The 16,201-nt window shown below is 63.6% G+C and carries 18 protein-coding genes; all 18 read right to left on the bottom strand.

What is annotated here, in order from left to right; genetic code table 11:
* Positions 1-2: 2 nt before the first annotated feature.
* Positions 3-1,085 carry a phage late control D family protein gene (locus FN828_RS08815; protein WP_142493031.1) on the bottom strand — a complete coding sequence of 361 codons (1,083 nt, stop codon included), beginning with the start codon at positions 1,083-1,085 and terminating at the stop codon, positions 3-5.
* A gap of 12 nt (positions 1,086-1,097) precedes the next feature.
* Positions 1,098-1,325 (bottom strand): tail protein X, encoded by a 228-nt coding sequence (locus FN828_RS08810; protein WP_142493030.1) that lies wholly within the window; start codon positions 1,323-1,325, stop codon positions 1,098-1,100.
* Positions 1,322-1,756, bottom strand: a complete 435-nt coding sequence (locus tag FN828_RS08805) for a phage tail protein (protein WP_142493029.1) — start codon at positions 1,754-1,756, stop codon at positions 1,322-1,324. The genes FN828_RS08810 and FN828_RS08805 overlap by 4 nt, the downstream gene beginning before the upstream one ends.
* Positions 1,756-4,920, bottom strand: a complete 3,165-nt coding sequence (locus FN828_RS08800; protein WP_142493028.1) for a phage tail tape measure protein — start codon at positions 4,918-4,920, stop codon at positions 1,756-1,758. The genes FN828_RS08805 and FN828_RS08800 overlap by 1 nt, the downstream gene beginning before the upstream one ends.
* Before the next feature lie 165 nt (positions 4,921-5,085).
* Positions 5,086-5,382 (bottom strand): phage tail assembly protein, encoded by a 297-nt coding sequence (locus tag FN828_RS08795; RefSeq protein ID WP_142493027.1) that lies wholly within the window; start codon positions 5,380-5,382, stop codon positions 5,086-5,088.
* A gap of 7 nt (positions 5,383-5,389) precedes the next feature.
* Positions 5,390-5,926, bottom strand: a complete 537-nt coding sequence (locus tag FN828_RS08790; protein WP_142493026.1) for a phage major tail tube protein — start codon at positions 5,924-5,926, stop codon at positions 5,390-5,392.
* Between the two features lie 52 nt (positions 5,927-5,978).
* Positions 5,979-7,226: a phage tail sheath family protein gene (locus FN828_RS08785; protein ID WP_142493025.1), complete on the bottom strand. Its 1,248-nt coding sequence runs from the start codon at positions 7,224-7,226 to the stop codon at positions 5,979-5,981.
* 84 nt (positions 7,227-7,310) lie between these two features.
* A complete protein-coding gene (locus FN828_RS08780) occupies positions 7,311-7,538 on the bottom strand; it encodes a hypothetical protein (protein WP_142493024.1) in 228 nt (75 codons plus the stop codon).
* 8 nt (positions 7,539-7,546) lie between these two features.
* Positions 7,547-8,050 carry a hypothetical protein gene (locus FN828_RS08775; protein WP_142493023.1) on the bottom strand — a complete coding sequence of 168 codons (504 nt, stop codon included), beginning with the start codon at positions 8,048-8,050 and terminating at the stop codon, positions 7,547-7,549.
* Positions 8,047-8,619: a hypothetical protein gene (locus FN828_RS08770; protein ID WP_142493022.1), complete on the bottom strand. Its 573-nt coding sequence runs from the start codon at positions 8,617-8,619 to the stop codon at positions 8,047-8,049. The genes FN828_RS08775 and FN828_RS08770 overlap by 4 nt, the downstream gene beginning before the upstream one ends.
* Positions 8,616-10,103, bottom strand: a complete 1,488-nt coding sequence (locus FN828_RS08765) for a phage tail fiber repeat family protein (protein WP_142493021.1) — start codon at positions 10,101-10,103, stop codon at positions 8,616-8,618. Before FN828_RS08765 ends, FN828_RS08770 begins: the two co-directional genes overlap by 4 nt.
* Before the next feature lie 4 nt (positions 10,104-10,107).
* On the bottom strand, positions 10,108-10,278 hold the full coding sequence (locus FN828_RS08760) for a cytochrome c biogenesis protein ResB (RefSeq protein WP_142493020.1): 171 nt from the start codon (positions 10,276-10,278) through the stop codon (positions 10,108-10,110).
* A gap of 19 nt (positions 10,279-10,297) precedes the next feature.
* Positions 10,298-12,604 carry a hypothetical protein gene (locus tag FN828_RS08755; protein WP_142493019.1) on the bottom strand — a complete coding sequence of 769 codons (2,307 nt, stop codon included), beginning with the start codon at positions 12,602-12,604 and terminating at the stop codon, positions 10,298-10,300.
* A gap of 3 nt (positions 12,605-12,607) precedes the next feature.
* Complete coding sequence (locus FN828_RS08750) at positions 12,608-13,867, bottom strand: phage tail protein I (RefSeq protein ID WP_142493018.1); 1,260 nt, start codon at positions 13,865-13,867, stop codon at positions 12,608-12,610.
* Between the two features lie 10 nt (positions 13,868-13,877).
* The gene (locus tag FN828_RS08745; protein ID WP_142493017.1) at positions 13,878-14,765 is read right to left on the bottom strand and encodes a baseplate assembly protein; all 888 of its coding nucleotides are present in this window, start codon (positions 14,763-14,765) and stop codon (positions 13,878-13,880) included.
* A gap of 52 nt (positions 14,766-14,817) precedes the next feature.
* Entirely contained in the window at positions 14,818-15,246 is a 429-nt protein-coding gene (locus FN828_RS08740) for a GPW/gp25 family protein (RefSeq protein ID WP_142493016.1), read from the bottom strand.
* A gap of 17 nt (positions 15,247-15,263) precedes the next feature.
* The gene (locus FN828_RS08735; protein WP_142493015.1) at positions 15,264-15,491 is read right to left on the bottom strand and encodes a hypothetical protein; all 228 of its coding nucleotides are present in this window, start codon (positions 15,489-15,491) and stop codon (positions 15,264-15,266) included.
* Between the two features lie 107 nt (positions 15,492-15,598).
* Positions 15,599-16,201 carry a phage baseplate assembly protein V gene (locus FN828_RS08730; protein ID WP_142493014.1) on the bottom strand — a complete coding sequence of 201 codons (603 nt, stop codon included), beginning with the start codon at positions 16,199-16,201 and terminating at the stop codon, positions 15,599-15,601.

Here is a 16,201-nt window from a genome sequence, read left to right as displayed (position 1 = left end):
GTTCAAAATGGCCCGGTTGCGTCCGGGTCAGCATTTGGAGGTGTCCGATCTGGCGCAACAGGAGCCACATCATCTTCCCGCGCATCGGCGCCGGCGCCCTGCTGGGGCTGCTTGAGCTCGAGCGCGGTCACAAAGCCACCCGCGCGGGTATAGCTGTGGGTCACCGTCTCGATGCGATAGGCGCCATCCACCCCGGGCCGGGTGCCGGTGACAAGACAGAGCCCGTCAGGGATGGCGCGGGTATTGCCTTCGATGGTGACCGTGCCCTCACCGGCATCGCGCTCACTGGTGGCCTTGTCACTGTCGGTCTGCTGATCGGTTTCGAGCAACCAGGGCTTGGCAAAGCGCGCAGCATGGAGCGCCCGGACGTCGAGACCGACGGGCTTGTCGAGATACCGCCAGTCGGCGGCGATCATGTCATACCAGCGGCCGCGGGTGATATTGAACTGCGGCCGTCCCAGCTGCGGGGCAATGTCCCAACTGTGCAGGGTGTCGCCCCAGCGGGCCAGAACAAAGGCCTGATAATTGCCATTGCGCTTGGAGAGGATGGCGCGGTCGCCCACGATCCTGAAGTTGCCACCGACCTCTCGGGCCAGACGCTCGCCGATGGCCACGAAGCTTTCATCACTGGCGGCAAAGTAAACGCGGCGCAGCAGGCGCAGGTCCGGGTCGACCTCGACGGTCGGGATGCCGGCAAAGGCCGCGGCATCGCGCAGGATGGTCTCGATGGGCGCATTGTCCCAGTGGCGCTGTTGGCCCTCCTTAGCGGGTCCTGTGGTGTCCATCCCCTTGGCCGAGATCATGATCCGCCGGCCACCGCCGCGGCTGCCCGAGGATTTGACCTCATCCACGGTGCCGCGAAAGACCACGCGCATCCCCTCGTCCTCCCAGCCAAGTGCGATCTCTACGGCCGCGCCTTTCCGAGGCAGCACGATCCGGGCGTCGGTGTCGTCGATTTCAAGCTCGGCGCTGTCGGTATGGGTGCCCACCTTGTCGGAGACCCGCAGGCCGATCAGCACCGGCAGCAGGATGGTGGTGATATTGGTGCCGGCCACCGTCACGTTGAACACCGCACGCTTGCCCATGATGATCCTTTCCTACCAGAGCGTGATCGGGTCCAGGACCTGCTGCGCCCGTGGGATTGGAATGGGCATCTCAAAGGTGACGCCCACCGGCAGGGTCTGGCCGTACTCAGCCAGGCCGGGGTTGATGTAGTAAATCTCCTCGACCAGCCTCGGCATCTGCCGGTGGAACCGGCGCCAGACGATCAGGGAGACGGTCAAGCTGTCGCCTTCGACGGTCACGGTTTCGGTCATGGTGGTCATCGGGTTGCCCAGAGGAATATGTCCGCCAGCAGCGAGAAGAAGCTGCCCGAGGATGGCGCATCGCAGCGTTTGACGGTGATATCGACATCAATCACCTTGCCGACGCCTTTCGGGTCGAGATAGGTGGCGCGTTCTTTCACATCGAGAATGACCACCCAGCCCATCACGGCGCCGTCTCCACGCATCAGGTATTGCGGCCGGCCCGAGGCCCGGGCCTGATAGAGTGTCTGCAAATGGCCAAGCCCGCCGAACGTTTCGGGATAGAGCTTGGCCTTGATGCCCCAGCTTTCCGGGCCCTCCCCCACGAACTCCAAAGGTGGACGGACCCCGAGGACCGGCTTTTCGGCAAAGCCTGCCGTGTGGTCATGGCCATAGGTGTTCGTGTTGAAGGGGATCACCTCGAACTGCACCGGGCCCAGCATCATCAGCATCACGCAAACCTCATGCTTGTATCCGCGAACACGCCCCGGAAGGTCTCACGCACCTGATCGCGCATTGCCGCAGTGATCGCTTGCGAGAGCGCCGCGGGGTCGACCCGCTCGGTTGTCGTGATCGAGGGGCTCACGGTGATTTGGCCGACATGGACCTGGATGGTGACATCCTTCTGTTCACTGGGTGCGGCGCTTGCCTCATCCGGCGAGGTTTGTGTTGCCGGCTGCAGGTCAGGAGTGTCGGGCGCAAATGGGACAGCCGCCTGAGTCTCCGGCATGTCTGCCGCGCCCGGTTTGACAACCCTTTGCGTCGGCACGATCAGCTGCGGACCAGCACCCTGCGTGGATGCAGCCACCGCCGGGATTTGACTGATGGCGCGCACCAGTCCTGCCACCGCCTCAAACGTATTCACAAAGCCCGCGCGCGACGGGGTGATCAGTTCTGGACCTTGTTCACCGACCAGATAAGTGCCCTTCCGGTCAATGGGGCCACCTTTTGCACGGGCGCCATCCACATCGGGTGTGGCAGGAGCCGGTGTGCTTGCCCCTTGATCCGCAGCGCGGAGTTCAGCCCGCAACTGTTTCACCCGGTCCAGCGCCCGGTCGATCGAGGCAGTGCTGATTTCTGGCTCGGCTTCGGTTTCCCCGAGGACACGAAGCGCCTCGGTGACCTCGTTCGCGCGCTGCCGACCGGTTTCTAGATCAACCTCGACGGCAGCCAATTCCTCCTGCAATTGCCGTAGGTCGCGCTGTAGCGGCACGGCGAGAGTATCGCCCATCGGGCCGTTCTGATCGATCTGATCGATCTGCGCCTGTACGCTGGCCATTTCCTCGCGGAGCTGACCCGCGTAATCGGACAGGTCGTTGAGGTGTTCCGGCGTCGGGAGGTCGCCCGCCTCGCGCGCCGCCATCAGCGTTTTCGCGGCAGCCCGCTGGTCACCATCAAGGGCCCCGAGCTCAGCTTGCGAAGGCGGCGGTGCGGCCGGCAGGGTTGCTGGTTCTGTTGCTGGTCCAGCTGCCGGCCCTGCCGCCTCTTCCTCGCCCATCATCCATTTCAGCCAGCGCGGCGGCTCGCCGAAGGTTATCAGGCTCGACAGATCGATGCTGCCGATCGCGTCAATGATGCGCCCCGGGATACCACCGACCCACGCGATAAAAGCGTTGAACCGCTCGGTGGCTCCGTCCCAGATCGACTGGATGATGTCACAGCCCGCCGCGACAAGATCGGCACCCACTTTGGCCAGCCCAGCCGGGATGCCCGCAAACCAGTCGATGATGTTCTGGGTCACCTCCCGCGCGCGCTCGGTGATCTGTGCAATGTCCTCCTCGGAGAGCGTCTCCTTGGTGAACACCGTCGAGAGCATTTCACGGACGCCGGACAGCTTTTCGGAGACCCAGTCCCACGCTTTACCAAACCCATCGGTTAGCGGGGTCAGGACAGACAGCTTTTCGCCAAGCCAATCGAGCTGCGGGCGAAGCCTGTCCGCAATGGCCTGGCCCACACCAGACAGGATTGCTTTGATTCGATCCCAATATTTCCAGATGGTCACCCCAGCTGCAGCCACGGCAGCGGCAGTCACCGCAAACGCGCCCCAGACCGGGGCCGAGATCGTTGCCACGGCTGCACCGATGGCTGCAATCCCGGAGGACAACGCGCCAACACCCGGGAAAGCCAGCGCAATGCCACTCAGCCCGGCACGCAGCCGCCCCAGCGTACCCAACGGCCGTCCGGACATCGCAGCCAGCGCAGATTGTAGCCCGATCATGTTGGTGGCCGCCGCGCGCGCCCCGATCGCAGCCCGGCCGATGGTGTTGTATCCCGCCGCGATCAGCGACAAGACGCCACCGCGTCCCAGAAGCCCGGCGAAGCGCAGACCGGCCATCGTCGCCTTGAACCCGATCACAGCTGCGGTCGCAGCCACCACGGCCAATGTGACATTGGGATACGCCCCGGCCAGGTCAGCCAGCTTTGTCAAAAGCGGCGCAATCGTCTCGCCCAACCGCGTCAGCGCCGGAATCAGGGCATTGCCAATATTGACCTTGAGCTCAAACAGCCGGTTCGACAGCGTCTGCATATTGGACTGGAACGTGTTGTTCCGCGCCTCGAACTCCGCAAAGGAAGACCCAGCATAGTTTGCCTCATCGGCCACCATGCCGAGCGTGTCCTGCACAAGGTCCAGATTGGTCAGTAGAGGCCCGAGCGCACGGGCCTCGTTGCCAAAGAGCTGACTGGAAATGGCCGCCTGCTGTTCCTTCGGCAGCTGGCTGATCCGCCGTAGGACGTCGATCGTGGTCCCGACCGCATCCTCCTGCATCTTCTTGGCCACCGCTTCCGCGTCGAGCCCCAGCTCCTTGAAGGCCCCGCGCTGGGATTTTGTCGCTGCCGTGCCCTTGGTGAGGGCCGCGCCCATATTGCGGAACGATGTCGCCGCCACATCGGACTGTGCCCCCGCTGCCAGCATCGCCGAGGCAAAGGCCGAGGTCTGCTCGGCGGTGAAGCCGAACATCGTCGCCTGCGCACCAACCCGCGAGACAACGTCGAGGATATCCGCAGCACTCGAGGCTTGGCTGTTCGACAGGTGGTTCATCGCATCCGCCAGCGACACCGTCTCGTCGATGGTTAGACCCAGCGCGGTCATCAGGTTGGCCATCGACCCGCCTGCCTGCGCGGCGCTGATGTCAAAGGCCACACCGATTTTGGACGCCGCCTCTGTAAAGCGGATCAGGTCATCGCCTGCGATGCCTGCCTGACCCGCCGCAGCCGCGATCTCCGCAAGCCCGGTCACCGCGATGGGGATGTCCCGCGAGAGATTGAACAGATCCTGCTGGAACTGCTGGAACGCCTCAGGGGTCGGGAAGTCGACGACCTTGCGGACATCGGCCATCGCGCTTTCCAACTCCGCCGCAGCCTCAACCGGGCCACCGATGGCCTGCTTGAGCGCATAGAAACCCGCAACCGCATCGACCAGACCACCCCGGGCGTGCTCCAGCGCGCGGTTGTTACGGGTCACCGCCGCATTCAGCCGGTCGCCAAAGGTGATGGGCTGGCCGTTGGCTTCCTGCACAGTGTTGGAGATGCCGGCCAGCGCATTGGCCGCGCGCCGTGCGGGGCTGGTCACCTTGTCGAGCAGCTCGATGACGAGCTGGGATGTGAGCTGTGTCATGGATCATGCCTTCAGGCGCGCGCGGAACAAGTGCCCCAGCGTTGCGTCATCTTCTTTTCGCATCACGCCCAAGACGCCTTGCCTCGGCGTGCCACAGCACGACGTCTGACCAGTCCATGTCGTCAAAGGCCGTGATGGGTGTGTTCAGCCAATGGGCTGTTTCCGCTATGACGGCACGCCACTGCCGCGCCCCTTGGCCTGCGGGAAAAAATCCGCGATCACCTCGGAGATCGTGGTGAAGTCGTCAGCATCGAGCTCTTCTATCGCATCGACCGGCAAACCCGTCAGAGTGGCAGCCAGGACAATGCCCTGATCCAATGGGTCTGTCACACCGTCCAGTGCGGTGTTCATGCGTTTCAGGTCTTTGACCTTGGGTTTGGTGATGCGGAGCTCGGTGATCTCCCGGCCCTCGAACGTCACCGGTGAAACAAGCGGAACTGTTTTAAATTTAGCTTCAGTCATGGTTCACTCAGAATCCATTGGGGATGCGCAGGATCGCGCGCTCATCTGCATTCTGGGAGATGCCATTCACCCGCCAGTCGGTGGTGAAGAAGTCCCAGTAGTATTTCTCGGCGCCCTCGAAGTAGAGTTCGTAATGCAGGATTTCGCTGATGGCGTAATCAAAGCCCTGCATCTCGCCGCGCTGGAAGGCCTCCGGGTTGGCCGTGCCCAGACGCCCCTCGATCACCGCCTTGGCCTCGATGGCCACGCCATTGCGCTTGTCGCGCACCGAGCCATAGGCGGTGTATTTCTTGCGCGCGGTGGCGCCCAAGCCAAACTGCACCAGCACATCCGGGTCCCATCCCGCCAGTTTGAAGCTGGCTTCGAGTTTCTGGATGCCGAGCGCCACCTCGATCTGCACGCGCGAGCCGCCGGGATTGTGGTCCTGGGTGATTTCCTGCAGGTTCGGCAGTTGCAACTCGGTCAGCGTCAGGTGCTTCGAGGCCGAAGGGTCCTCGTCACCGCAAAACAGGTTTGCGGCCTCCATGATGTAGATATTGCTCATCAGAGCGTCTCCTGGATTTTGGGCAGGTCACCCAGTCCTTGATGCGGTGGGTTCAGCCGGTGATCGTGCCGACCTGCGCCAGCAGATCGTCAAGCAGCGCATCCAGCGCCGGGCGGTAGCGGGCGGATTGGACGCCGAGATACCTCAGCACCGGAGCCTCCTCGGCCGCGAAGGTGACGGTGAAGCGTCCCTGCCGCAGTTCCTCGGGGCTGTTCTGATCGCGTGTGAACTTGATCTCGAAGCCCAGTATGTCGCCATCGGCCTTGAGGTTGCGCAGGCCGGTTTCCATTGTGTTTAGAATCGCCTGAATGGTCTGGCCGGTGATGTTGAACCGCCCGAGATAAAACCGCAGGGTGCGCAGCAACATCAGGTGGATGAAGTCGCGCCCTCGGGTGACGTTATAGAACCGCCAGAGATCATCCTCGCCTGCGTTATCCGTGCCCACGAAGATATAGCCGCCCTGACCGATGGCGCTTTCCACCCCCATCTCACCGCGCAGGAGCACGCCGATATTGGCCGCCAGCAGGCGCTGGCCTTCGGTCGCACCGTCGGTGAGCGAGAAATTGATCGGACGCGACGGTCCCACGATGCCCTGCACCGGCTGGTTGGCCCAGCTGTGGAAGGGGCGGCCCTGCTTTTCGTGATCTCGGCGCACACCGATGCCGATCACGGCCGGAGAGAGCGGCTGGACCACGGTGGCGCCGTCGTCGAGCACCTTGACCGCCGGGTCGACCGGGATGATCCGGTCAGAGCTGATGGTCTCCCGCCAGTCAATTGCATCCTGCTCGGTTGTTGCCGGGCCGTCCACGACCGCGTGGGCCAGGAGCTTCGCGCAGATCGCCGGCAGGGCTGCGCAGACTGCGTTGGCGTCGGGCGCGGTGCGCTGCGAGGTGAAGCCCGGGGCGCACAGGAGACGCGGGATCACACCCAGCTCAGGGCCCGCGTTGACCAGCGCGCTCAGACCGGTCGACACGCCGTCGCCGACGACGTTCGCGAGCGTCGCATCGACGTCCGCGCCTTCTTCGACCCGGACCACGACCACCTTCGCTGCGACTTGGAACTCGCCCAGCTGGGTGTTGATCAGGGTGACGGCGTCCTGCAGCGTGCCGGTCGCGCCGAGCGCCGTCAGCTTCGTGACGTCGTCGGAATACATGAACACCGGCCTGTCCACAGGGAACACGCCCGCATCGGCGTCAGGTGCGGTGCCAACAATGCCCACAATGGACATATCACTCCACACAGGGGGGCGCGGCTCAGTGTCGATCCGCGTGATCGAAATCCCGAAGGTCGGGTCAGACATGGGAACTGTCTCCTTGCAAAAAAGAAACCCCCGTCAGCCAAGCTGCGGGGGTATTAAGGGTGTCGTAACGTACTGCCGAGAGTGTCAGAACGTCAGCGCTGGGGTTGTGATATCGAGATCGGCCCTGGCCTCAGATTGGATCAGAACCTCGAGAACCAGCGCGGGGCCAGCGGAGGCGGATGGTTCGCCAAAGAATTTCATCGAGCGGACAAACCCGCCCGCGCCATCCGCGACGATGTCACTGACCTGCACATCGCGCACCTGATCGAGAGCGATCTTCTGCGAGACCGTGGTGATGGTCGATTTTGCCATGGCGCCTCCTACGGCCAATGCCGGTCGTCGTCATAATCGGTGGGCAGCGGGTCCATCGCCTCAAGATCGTCAGACGCCGCACGGATCGCGGAAACCCGCGCCCAGATCGCCTCGCCGTCCTCCCATGCCGCGTGATCATCTGCGGTCCAATGGGTCTCGCCCCTCTTCGCAAGTTGCGCGGCTTGAGCCAGCAGGTTGCGCTGTTTCCATTCCGGCACGATGGCAAGGATGCGCCGGTTGGCCTCTGCCTTGATGCCCCGGATGAGATCGGCATCGCTGGCCCGCTCCAGCACCGGACGGTCGATCACCCTGTCACCCTCCAGCACCCATCTGCGGCCAGCCGCGACATGGCCTGTGGGCATGGCAGTCTCCACCGTGACCTCGTAGATGCCAAAGGCGCGCTTTTGCTCTGCGCTCATTGGCTTCAGCGGATGCTGGACGCCGTCGGCGTCGGTGACAAAGCGGCCCGTGAACGGTTTTGGACTGCCGTCGATGATCACTGCGTGGGTCATGCGAATACGCCCTCCCCGTGGATGCGGATTTTGGCGTAATAAAGCCGGCCACTCAAAGAGGTTACGCTGGGGTCCTGATCTCGGAATTGCAGAATTACTCTCAGGTTGTCCCCATAGATGTCGGCCGGTGTAGGCAGGGGCGCTAGCCCCCATAGATCAGAGGGGCCGCCAAAGGTGATCGTGTAAATCTGACCCGACGAGACGTTGTACTGGTATTCGGTCGCAAAATCGGTGGCGGTGAATAGCCACGCAAGCACCTCAGTCACATTCGAACTGGTCGACATGAACTGCATTTGCAGCTCTACCCCCAAGATCGTGGCATTTTCGGGGACGTCCACACTGGAAAACCCATAACCGTCAAAATAGCAGTTGCCAGTTGAATACGCAGCTGTGCTGGATACGTGGGAATAGGACGCATCCTCAACAAACGCATTCGGCTCGTTGACCCAATGCGAAGATATGTCTTCAAACGTGCTCGGCAGGCGCCACGCGGTGGTGAAGGGAAGAGGCTCTGGCGGGAGGACTTTTGACCCCGCCACAAAGGGCGTTGGGTGGCCGGGGATAATCATACCAGATTGCCCTCCCTGACATGGCTGACGATGATCTGCGTGGGTGTCACCGCAAAGAGCGACAGCAGGATGTAGCTGGCGCTGTCCACCGCCTCATCTGGCAGGTTGCCCCTGTAATAGCTGCCGAAGGAAACCGTCCGGTTTGTGCTGGTGGTCCCGCTGACCAGCACGGTACGACAGGTGCCGGGGATCACGTCCACCGGATTGTTCAGCGTGCGATTGCCGGGCAAAGCCCAGGAGGCATTGATGAAGCTGGCCCAATCCGGGGTCCAGTTAGTGGCGCCGCTTGGATAGATCAGACCGGAGGCGCTGCGCACCCGACGGGTGGTCAGCATCAACAGCTGGTCGGTCAGCGCCTGGACCTGCGCGTCTGACGCTTCCGGCGCCCCCGCGGCATCCAAAGCCGCCTGCAGGCCTGTGACCTCTGCGATGGCATGGCTGTGGCTGCTGGCGGCCTTGCCATCCAGCGCCGTTTGCAGTCCCGTCACGTGACTGATCGCATGGGTATGCGAGGCGGCCGCTTTGCCGTCGAGCGCCGTCTGCAGACCGGTCACGTCGCCGATCGCATGGCCGTGGCTGGTGGCGGCTTTGCCGTCCAGGGCATTTTGCAGGTTGGTGATCGCGCTGATCGCGTGGGTATGGGCGGCTTCTGCCTTGCCGTTCAGCTCGGCCTGCAGGTTGGCGATATCGGCGATGGCATGGCCATGGGAGGTTGCGGCCTTGCCATCGAGCGCGGCTTGCAGGTTCGAGACCTGCGCAATGCCATGGCCATGGGTGCTGGCGGCTTTGCCCGCCAGCAGTTCCGTCAGGCTGGGAATATCCCCAACACCAAGAGCCACAGCGCCGGTCTGACCATTGACCGAGGAGACCGGGCCTGCGTTGAGAATGCTTTGCGCCGCCAGAGCTGCGGTCGCCGCATCTTCCGCCGCCTGCTGCGCCAGGCTCAGGGCCGCGGTGACATCCACCGCCGCCGCGATCAGCGAGGTGGCCAGACCCGCGCTGGCCGAGATCACCCAATCGGCATGGGCCGCCGCACCGATGGCGCCATTCACCGCCACCACCTCACCGGCCAACCCACCGCTCACACGGGCATAGCCCGCCACCCGCATCACTGCCCAATCCGCAACAGCGCCGCCTGCGCGGGTCACCACCACATAGGGCGTGGGGGCAAACAGCGCCCGGGCCGGCGTGTCGGTGATCTCGAACGTGGTTTGCAGCCCCGGCGTCAGCGTGAGCTCTGTCGCCGATGTCGCCACCAGAAACCCGTTCTCCGCCGCGGCAGAGGCGGTCGCCAGCGCCGGGCCCAAAACCTCGTTCACCCGGGAAAGACCAAGCTCCACCAACCGGTCGGTCGCCTCGTTGACACGGGCCAGTTGGCTGTCCAGGTCAGACAGGCTTTCCGCAATCAGCCGGTAGCGCCGGTTGAAAAAATCCCGGTCGAGCTCCTGATTGTCCCGGACCCGCAGGTCTTCAAACCGCAGCATAGCGTCACTCCTTATTCATCGGCTCAGACGATGCGATTGCCTCCGGGCACTCGGCCTTGAGGTCGTCAAAGACTTTGGCCTTGAGCGTGTAGCGCGGGCCCGGACGGAACCGTGCCCCGGCATGCTCAAGGGGACGGTTCACCGTCACCCGGTAATGGGTGGGTTTGGAAGCCATCAGGCTCTCCTTTCAGATGTTAGCTCTGGGCGTATTCGATCAGCTCACCCACGAGAAACGGCAGGGCCGCACTTACCGTGGAGCCGACAATCTTGACGGCGTAATCGCTGACCGAGGGCACGTTGAAGATCGAGGTCCGGCGGGTCGTGCCATCGGCAAGGATCACATCCTCCACCACATCCGCCGCCTCGCTCCCCTCCAGCGCCTCCCCGGTCAGCAGCGTGACCGTGCAATCGTGATTGGTCTCATCGAAGTGCTGCAGGTCCGTGACAATCTTGACGCTGGTACTCGGCGAGCCCAGAGAGCGCGCCTCAGACACCCATGTGAACGCCGTCTTGGGACGCGACACGACCGATTGCGAGCCCGTCAGCCCAAAGCCCGGCATCAGGTCCGTGGTCCCCGTCAGCGTCATACGCACCGGCAGGATCGCCGGAAGCCCCGACAGGTCCGGGCCATTCGCCTCCCCATCCAGCGCCACCCAGGCCCCGTTCACCTGCACCTCCACATCCAGGCGGCAGGCCGGGGGTGTCACCCCAGGATGCAGCACATCAATGTCAAGGATACCTCCCGCCAATTGCAGCGCTGTCAGCTCGACCGAAAGACGGGGGCGCTCGAACTTGGCAAAGTAAAGCCGCATCTTCAGGTCATCGACAAGATTGCCGGCAAAGAATGCCCCGTCTGTGGAGACGAAGAAGGTCCCCTGCACAACGCCATTGTCGGTATTCGACATGGCCACGTAGTGATCCCCCGTGGTGATCAGCACCAGCGCGTAGCGCCGTCCCGCGGTCAGGAAGGTCGGTGTGATCGGCAGCCGGGTTTCCACCAAAGAGGGCAGTCCTGCTTCCGTCGACAGCGCACCTACCTGAATGTCCTCAACCGGCAGGCTCGTGCGGGACAGGACACGGGTCAGGTCCGGCATGCCGAAAGCGGTCTCGGTGACCAGCACCGTCACATCCCCCGTACCCGCCTTGCGCGAGAAGTAGAGCCCCACCTGGCTCAGCCAGCCATCCTGGCTGTTCAGGAAGGTCTGCGCCACCTGCTGGCCGTTCAGCGTCGCCGTGGTTGTGACCCGGTCCCAGTATGGCTCCTCATAGGTGTCGATCCAGAACCGGCGCACCCGGATCCAATGCACATTGCCATTGGGAACCCGCGCCCCGTTGGGCATCCGGTCCGGCACCCCGTTGGTGACCTCCCAGGTCTCCCCGTCAATGCGGAACACGTTTTCCGCCTGATCATAGGTGCCCTGCCGCCACCAGCGGCTGTTGGTGCAGACCTGCTGGCTTTCGCCATAGCGCAGACGGGTCCGCGCCCGGGTGAGCTGTCGAAGCTCGGTGGTCTCAAAGGTGTATTGCGCCATCCGCGTCTCGGAGGCGTAGCCCGTCAGGTCCAGCCGGAGCGCATGCGCATAGCTGGGCAGGACAAAGCCGGTCTCGGCCCGAATATAGACATTGTTGGGATTGAGCAGCGCCAGCGCGGATGTCTGCGCGCCCGCGCTTGGAAAGCGGATGCCTTCCTCGACCACCGCGTCGAACTCCGGATGCGCCGTGTTCGAGCCCTCGGCGGTCAGGAAGTGATGGGTGCCATAGTAGATATAGGCCCCCGGGGCATAGACCTCATCACGCAGCTCGTCGAGCTGTTCGGTCAGCGCCACGATCTCCGCCTTTGTGGCATAGCCTGCCAGACGGTCGGCCAGTGCAGACAAATCCGTGCGCAGCGTGTCCACCTGACCGCTGATCTGGCCCCGCCACTGTTCCAGCGCGGTGGTCCGTCCGGCAAGGTTGCGCAGGTTGGGCAGCTGCGTGGGCTGCCATTGTTCGATCGAGACGATCCCGGTGGTGTCCAGCAGCACATAGGCGATCACCGTGACATTGGCATCGGTGGGCGGATAGCTGGGATCGGGGCCTTCGGTCCCGGCCACAGTCGAGACCTCGGCGCGGCGCAGGTGTTCCATGGCCACCGATTGCGGCTCGGTTGTCCCGGTCTGCGCATCGATCAGAAAGTCCCGCGGCTGGATGTCGGTCTCCACCTCTTGTCCAAACGTAACGATGGCCACCCGCTTGCGGGTCACCAGCGGCAGGACGTTGAAGAGATCGACCACGATATCCTCATTGCGGGCATAGACCGCGCCCCCGGCATAGAGCCGGCCTGAGGACAGGGTGACTTCGGTGGCGGCGGTCTTGCTGGCGGAAAAGCCGCAATAGGCTTTGCCGGCCTCGATCGCGTCTTTGACGATGTGATCCAGCGCGGCGCGGGTAAACTCCTGCGCACTGTTGAGATCGGCTGATTGCAGTTCCTGCCGGTCACGGTAGATGACTGTGCTTTCCATATCTTACACCTCTATGAATGTGCCGATCTTGAGGGCGCCCAGGGCGCGGCGATCGCCGGCGCGGGGCAGCCGGTAGGTTTTGGAATTGATCAGGACCTTGTCCCGCAGCGACTTGGAGACCATCACGGCCTCGCGTGCGTCGGCGATCGGCTCCCTGATGGCCGCCACCATGTAGCCATTGACGAAGGCGCCGGCGGTACGGGGATGGCGCCGGCCTTTGATCCGTGTCAGCACTTCGGCGTGATAGGCCGGCATGCCCAGCCGGGTATGGCCGAGATGGGTCGAGCGCCACTGCGTGTCTGGCACCCTGTCGGGGTCATGGATGTGCCAGCGGGAATAGAGATACCGCCAGGCGATGGTCTCGGGCAGATGCCCACCCAGCACACGCTGCCCTGTGGCGCTTGGGAACACGGATGTTGCTTGCGCGGGGTGCGCCTCAGCGATGCTTTGCGGCCGGACGTCGATCAGCTCCCCCTCGGGCAGCACTGTGGTGTATTGCTCCCGCCCGAGCCTGTAGCTGTAGCTGGCATCGCGGGGGATGCGGAGGACCCGGCGGCGCACGCTCTGATCGTCGATCAGGAATGCGCGGGCTTTGGGGGTGGCATCCAGATGGATGGCGGCCGTGGGCTTGGGGCCGAGGATCACTTCGTCAAAGGCCATCGCGTTGGCGCTGCCAACGCGTTCTGGCGTGACGGATCGGAAGGTGAGCGATGTCTCAACCCCTCGGTCATAGAGCGTGGCCGTCCGGATATAGCGGGTGCCTTTCAGCGAGACCGGATTGACCGGGCCGAGCCCCGTGGTGCCCAGGCCGCGCTTGCAGGACAGGAACAGGCCAAAGCGCCCGGTGATCCCACGGGCCACAAAGGGATAGACCCTGAGCTGAGCGAAGCGATCGAGATAGGCTGTGCGGTCTTCCTCTGTCAGCGCCCGGGTCATATAGGTGGTGGCCGGCGGCACGACAAAGCGCCGCGCCTCGGCCCCCATCACCGCCAGCGCCTGAGCGATGGCCGTTTGCGTGCCCTTGATCGCGTGGAACGGCAGGGACCGGGCCGTTTGGGCCCGTTTCTGATCCTCGGGCCAGTTTTGTTTCCACAGGTCCACCGACAGGCCCCAGGCCAGCCACGGCAAATGTGTGGCCGGTATCGCGTAGGGCTTGACCAGATCACGCAGCCCGTCGCGAAGCTCGGACGCGCGGGAGCCGGTGAGATCAGCGGCCTCCTCAAAGGCGGTCCGGTTGTCCGGAAGCAGCGTTTCTTGTGCCATCGCAGCTGTCCTATTCGTCACGCAAGGCCGCAACCTTCACCGTGATCGCGTCGATGGCGTAGACCTCGGTCGGGCCCAATACGATGTCTTCAGCGGGGGATGTGAGGGCGACCGAATGGATGCCTTCTTGGTGCAGCTTTGAGAAGAGCGCCGAGCGGCGCAGGTTCATGCCGAGCATGCGGTTCGACTCGACCCAGTCAGACAGGGCTGAGAAAGCCCGATCGCGCACGACCGAGCCGTCTGGGCCGGGATAGAGCGTCAGCGTGGCGGTGATCTCGGTGCGCACCACCTGGGGCCCGAGCACCTCGACCATATCTGTCAGCGGCCGCACGTCTTTGTCGATCAGCGACAGGCGCACGGTCTCACGCTCTGCGAGGGGCGGGATCGGGTCAACTCCTTCGCGCAGGAGGGTCACGCGCACCCGGCCGGGGCTGGTCATGATGGCGGTGGCATCCCGCGCCCAAGGGGCGGCGCTGAGCGCATGATAGACATACGCGCCTTCTGGCCCGGCGACAGAAAAAGCCTCTGGCGCGAGCTGGACCCGGCGGCGCAAGCGATCGTCGTCCTCTTGGACCAGAGAGCCTGTCTCGTCCTCTACCTGCATTCTCTCGGTCGCGAACAGGGCCGCGAGTTGGTCGAGGTTGGAGCCGTAACTCGATGCAAGCAGGACAGCCCGCGCGGCGTCATTGATCCGTGCCCGCAGCAGCATCTCGCGATAGGCAAAGGCCTCGATCAGTTTGCGCGCGGGCTCGCTTTCGAGGTCGATAACACCGGCGATGGCCGGGAACCGGGCGACAAGGTCGTCGCGCATCTCTGTGACGATCCTCTCATAGTCGAGCGTTTCGATCACATCTGGGGGCGTCAGGCCGGACAGGTTGATGGCGGTGAAGCGGCTCATGAGCACAACTCGGTGAGAAATAGGGTGTTCGGCGCGAGGGCGTCCAATCTAGTCACGGGGCGGGGTCTGCCCGCTCCTCGATCAGCACCCCGTCGGGGTTGGCATAGGCGTTGATGCGCCGGGCGCCCTCAACCGTGAAATCGCCATAGGTGGCACGGGGGCGATATTCGCCCTCAAGGAAGAAGTGCAGTTGGCCGTCCCGCGTCACCTCCACGATCTGGATGCGGGTGACACGGTAGCGCGGTTCCCATTGCTCGATCGCAGAGGTCACGGCCGCAAACCACGGCGTCACCTCGTTGGGCGTGATGATCCGACCCAGCAGGTTTGGCACAAAGGAGCCATACCACTCCCGCATGATCCGCGCGCCAAACCGCGTGGTGAAGATATCCTGCAGGCTCTGGATAACATGCGGCCAGCCTTGCAGCAGCCCACCTGTGGCCGCATTCAGGCCGACCGATGGGGTCAAGTCATTCGTGGCCATCGCTCAGGTTCCAGGCGTCAGTCTTCGGCTTTGGTGGCTTTCTTGACCTTGCCCTCGGGCATTGCCGCGGGTTTTTGTTCGGGAGTTGGAGTGGGTGTCTTCGGCGCGTCTAGGGCGCGCAAAGTGCCGAGGCGTAACTCATGCGCGGCCTGTTTTTCCGTAAGCGTCAGCACGGTGCCCACGCCCGTATTCGTCTGACCAGCGACAAAACGGCCAGCTTTCTCCGTGATCGCGTATCTGTTCATGATCTCGTCCTGTGTATGCGATTTTTTTTGGTGTGATGAGCAGATTTCAAGGTTGGCGCTTCCAACCTTGAAACCCGTTTACATTGCCCTGCGCAGAAACCCGGTTGTCACTCTGTCCCAGGGACCCGAGCGGGAACCTTTTCTACCCCCGTATTGCCAGGCCTTGGGACGCCATCGACACTGACGGGCCCGAGTGGCCAGACGGATGCGGTGGACAGCACACCCCCGTGATCGAGAATGCCGCCATCGACCTCCAAACGACCATTCTGAATGCGTACACCCTCGGAGTTGACGGCCACAGCCGCACTGTCGCCCGCCCGGATCACCAGTTCACCCGCGCGCAGCTCGATGCGGATATCGCCGTATTGAATGACGTTTTCGTCTTTGCGGTCCGAGGGCGATGGCACCGAGGACGACCAATGCAGCGGCAGCGCGACGGCCTGTTGGAAATCACCCGTCGGCGAGATCAGCGTGAACTGCTGGCCAAGCTCTGGTGGCGTGTGCACCCGAAGCGCGCCCGCATGCTGCGCATAGGGCACCCACGGCGACAGGAACCGCCCACCCGCGCCATGGGCAGGCCCCAAGTCCAGACGGACCCGGAATAGGTCCATGTCAACTTCCGCCACACGACCATGGCGCAGCAGGCCAGAGACCCGGCGCTCAAGGTCCGTGACCCGGGCCACCAGCTCGACAAGTTCGCGAACCGCCAT

The sequence above is a fragment of the Thalassovita litoralis genome, from assembly GCF_900182725.1.
Lineage (GTDB): Bacteria > Pseudomonadota > Alphaproteobacteria > Rhodobacterales > Rhodobacteraceae > Thalassobius > Thalassobius litoralis.
The sequence above is the reverse complement of the archived record's forward strand: the minus strand, read 5'-3'. Positions and strand labels throughout refer to the sequence as shown.

What these genes read in the sequence shown, in the direction of transcription:
- FN828_RS08815 (WP_142493031.1), bottom strand. Translation starts at nt 1,085, where the DNA reads ATGGGCAAGCGTGCGGTGTTCAACGTGACGGTGGCCGGCACCAATATC.
- FN828_RS08810 (WP_142493030.1), bottom strand. Translation starts at nt 1,325, where the DNA reads ATGACCACCATGACCGAAACCGTGACCGTCGAAGGCGACAGCTTGACC.
- FN828_RS08805 (WP_142493029.1), bottom strand. Translation starts at nt 1,756, where the DNA reads ATGCTGATGATGCTGGGCCCGGTGCAGTTCGAGGTGATCCCCTTCAAC.
- FN828_RS08800 (WP_142493028.1), bottom strand. Translation starts at nt 4,920, where the DNA reads ATGACACAGCTCACATCCCAGCTCGTCATCGAGCTGCTCGACAAGGTG.
- FN828_RS08795 (WP_142493027.1), bottom strand. Translation starts at nt 5,382, where the DNA reads ATGACTGAAGCTAAATTTAAAACAGTTCCGCTTGTTTCACCGGTGACG.
- FN828_RS08790 (WP_142493026.1), bottom strand. Translation starts at nt 5,926, where the DNA reads ATGAGCAATATCTACATCATGGAGGCCGCAAACCTGTTTTGCGGTGAC.
- FN828_RS08785 (WP_142493025.1), bottom strand. Translation starts at nt 7,226, where the DNA reads ATGTCTGACCCGACCTTCGGGATTTCGATCACGCGGATCGACACTGAG.
- FN828_RS08780 (WP_142493024.1), bottom strand. Translation starts at nt 7,538, where the DNA reads ATGGCAAAATCGACCATCACCACGGTCTCGCAGAAGATCGCTCTCGAT.
- FN828_RS08775 (WP_142493023.1), bottom strand. Translation starts at nt 8,050, where the DNA reads ATGACCCACGCAGTGATCATCGACGGCAGTCCAAAACCGTTCACGGGC.
- FN828_RS08770 (WP_142493022.1), bottom strand. Translation starts at nt 8,619, where the DNA reads ATGATTATCCCCGGCCACCCAACGCCCTTTGTGGCGGGGTCAAAAGTC.
- FN828_RS08765 (WP_142493021.1), bottom strand. Translation starts at nt 10,103, where the DNA reads ATGCTGCGGTTTGAAGACCTGCGGGTCCGGGACAATCAGGAGCTCGAC.
- FN828_RS08760 (WP_142493020.1), bottom strand. Translation starts at nt 10,278, where the DNA reads ATGGCTTCCAAACCCACCCATTACCGGGTGACGGTGAACCGTCCCCTT.
- FN828_RS08755 (WP_142493019.1), bottom strand. Translation starts at nt 12,604, where the DNA reads ATGGAAAGCACAGTCATCTACCGTGACCGGCAGGAACTGCAATCAGCC.
- FN828_RS08750 (WP_142493018.1), bottom strand. Translation starts at nt 13,867, where the DNA reads ATGGCACAAGAAACGCTGCTTCCGGACAACCGGACCGCCTTTGAGGAG.
- FN828_RS08745 (WP_142493017.1), bottom strand. Translation starts at nt 14,765, where the DNA reads ATGAGCCGCTTCACCGCCATCAACCTGTCCGGCCTGACGCCCCCAGAT.
- FN828_RS08740 (WP_142493016.1), bottom strand. Translation starts at nt 15,246, where the DNA reads ATGGCCACGAATGACTTGACCCCATCGGTCGGCCTGAATGCGGCCACA.
- FN828_RS08735 (WP_142493015.1), bottom strand. Translation starts at nt 15,491, where the DNA reads ATGAACAGATACGCGATCACGGAGAAAGCTGGCCGTTTTGTCGCTGGT.
- FN828_RS08730 (WP_142493014.1), bottom strand. Translation starts at nt 16,201, where the DNA reads ATGGCGGTTCGCGAACTTGTCGAGCTGGTGGCCCGGGTCACGGACCTT.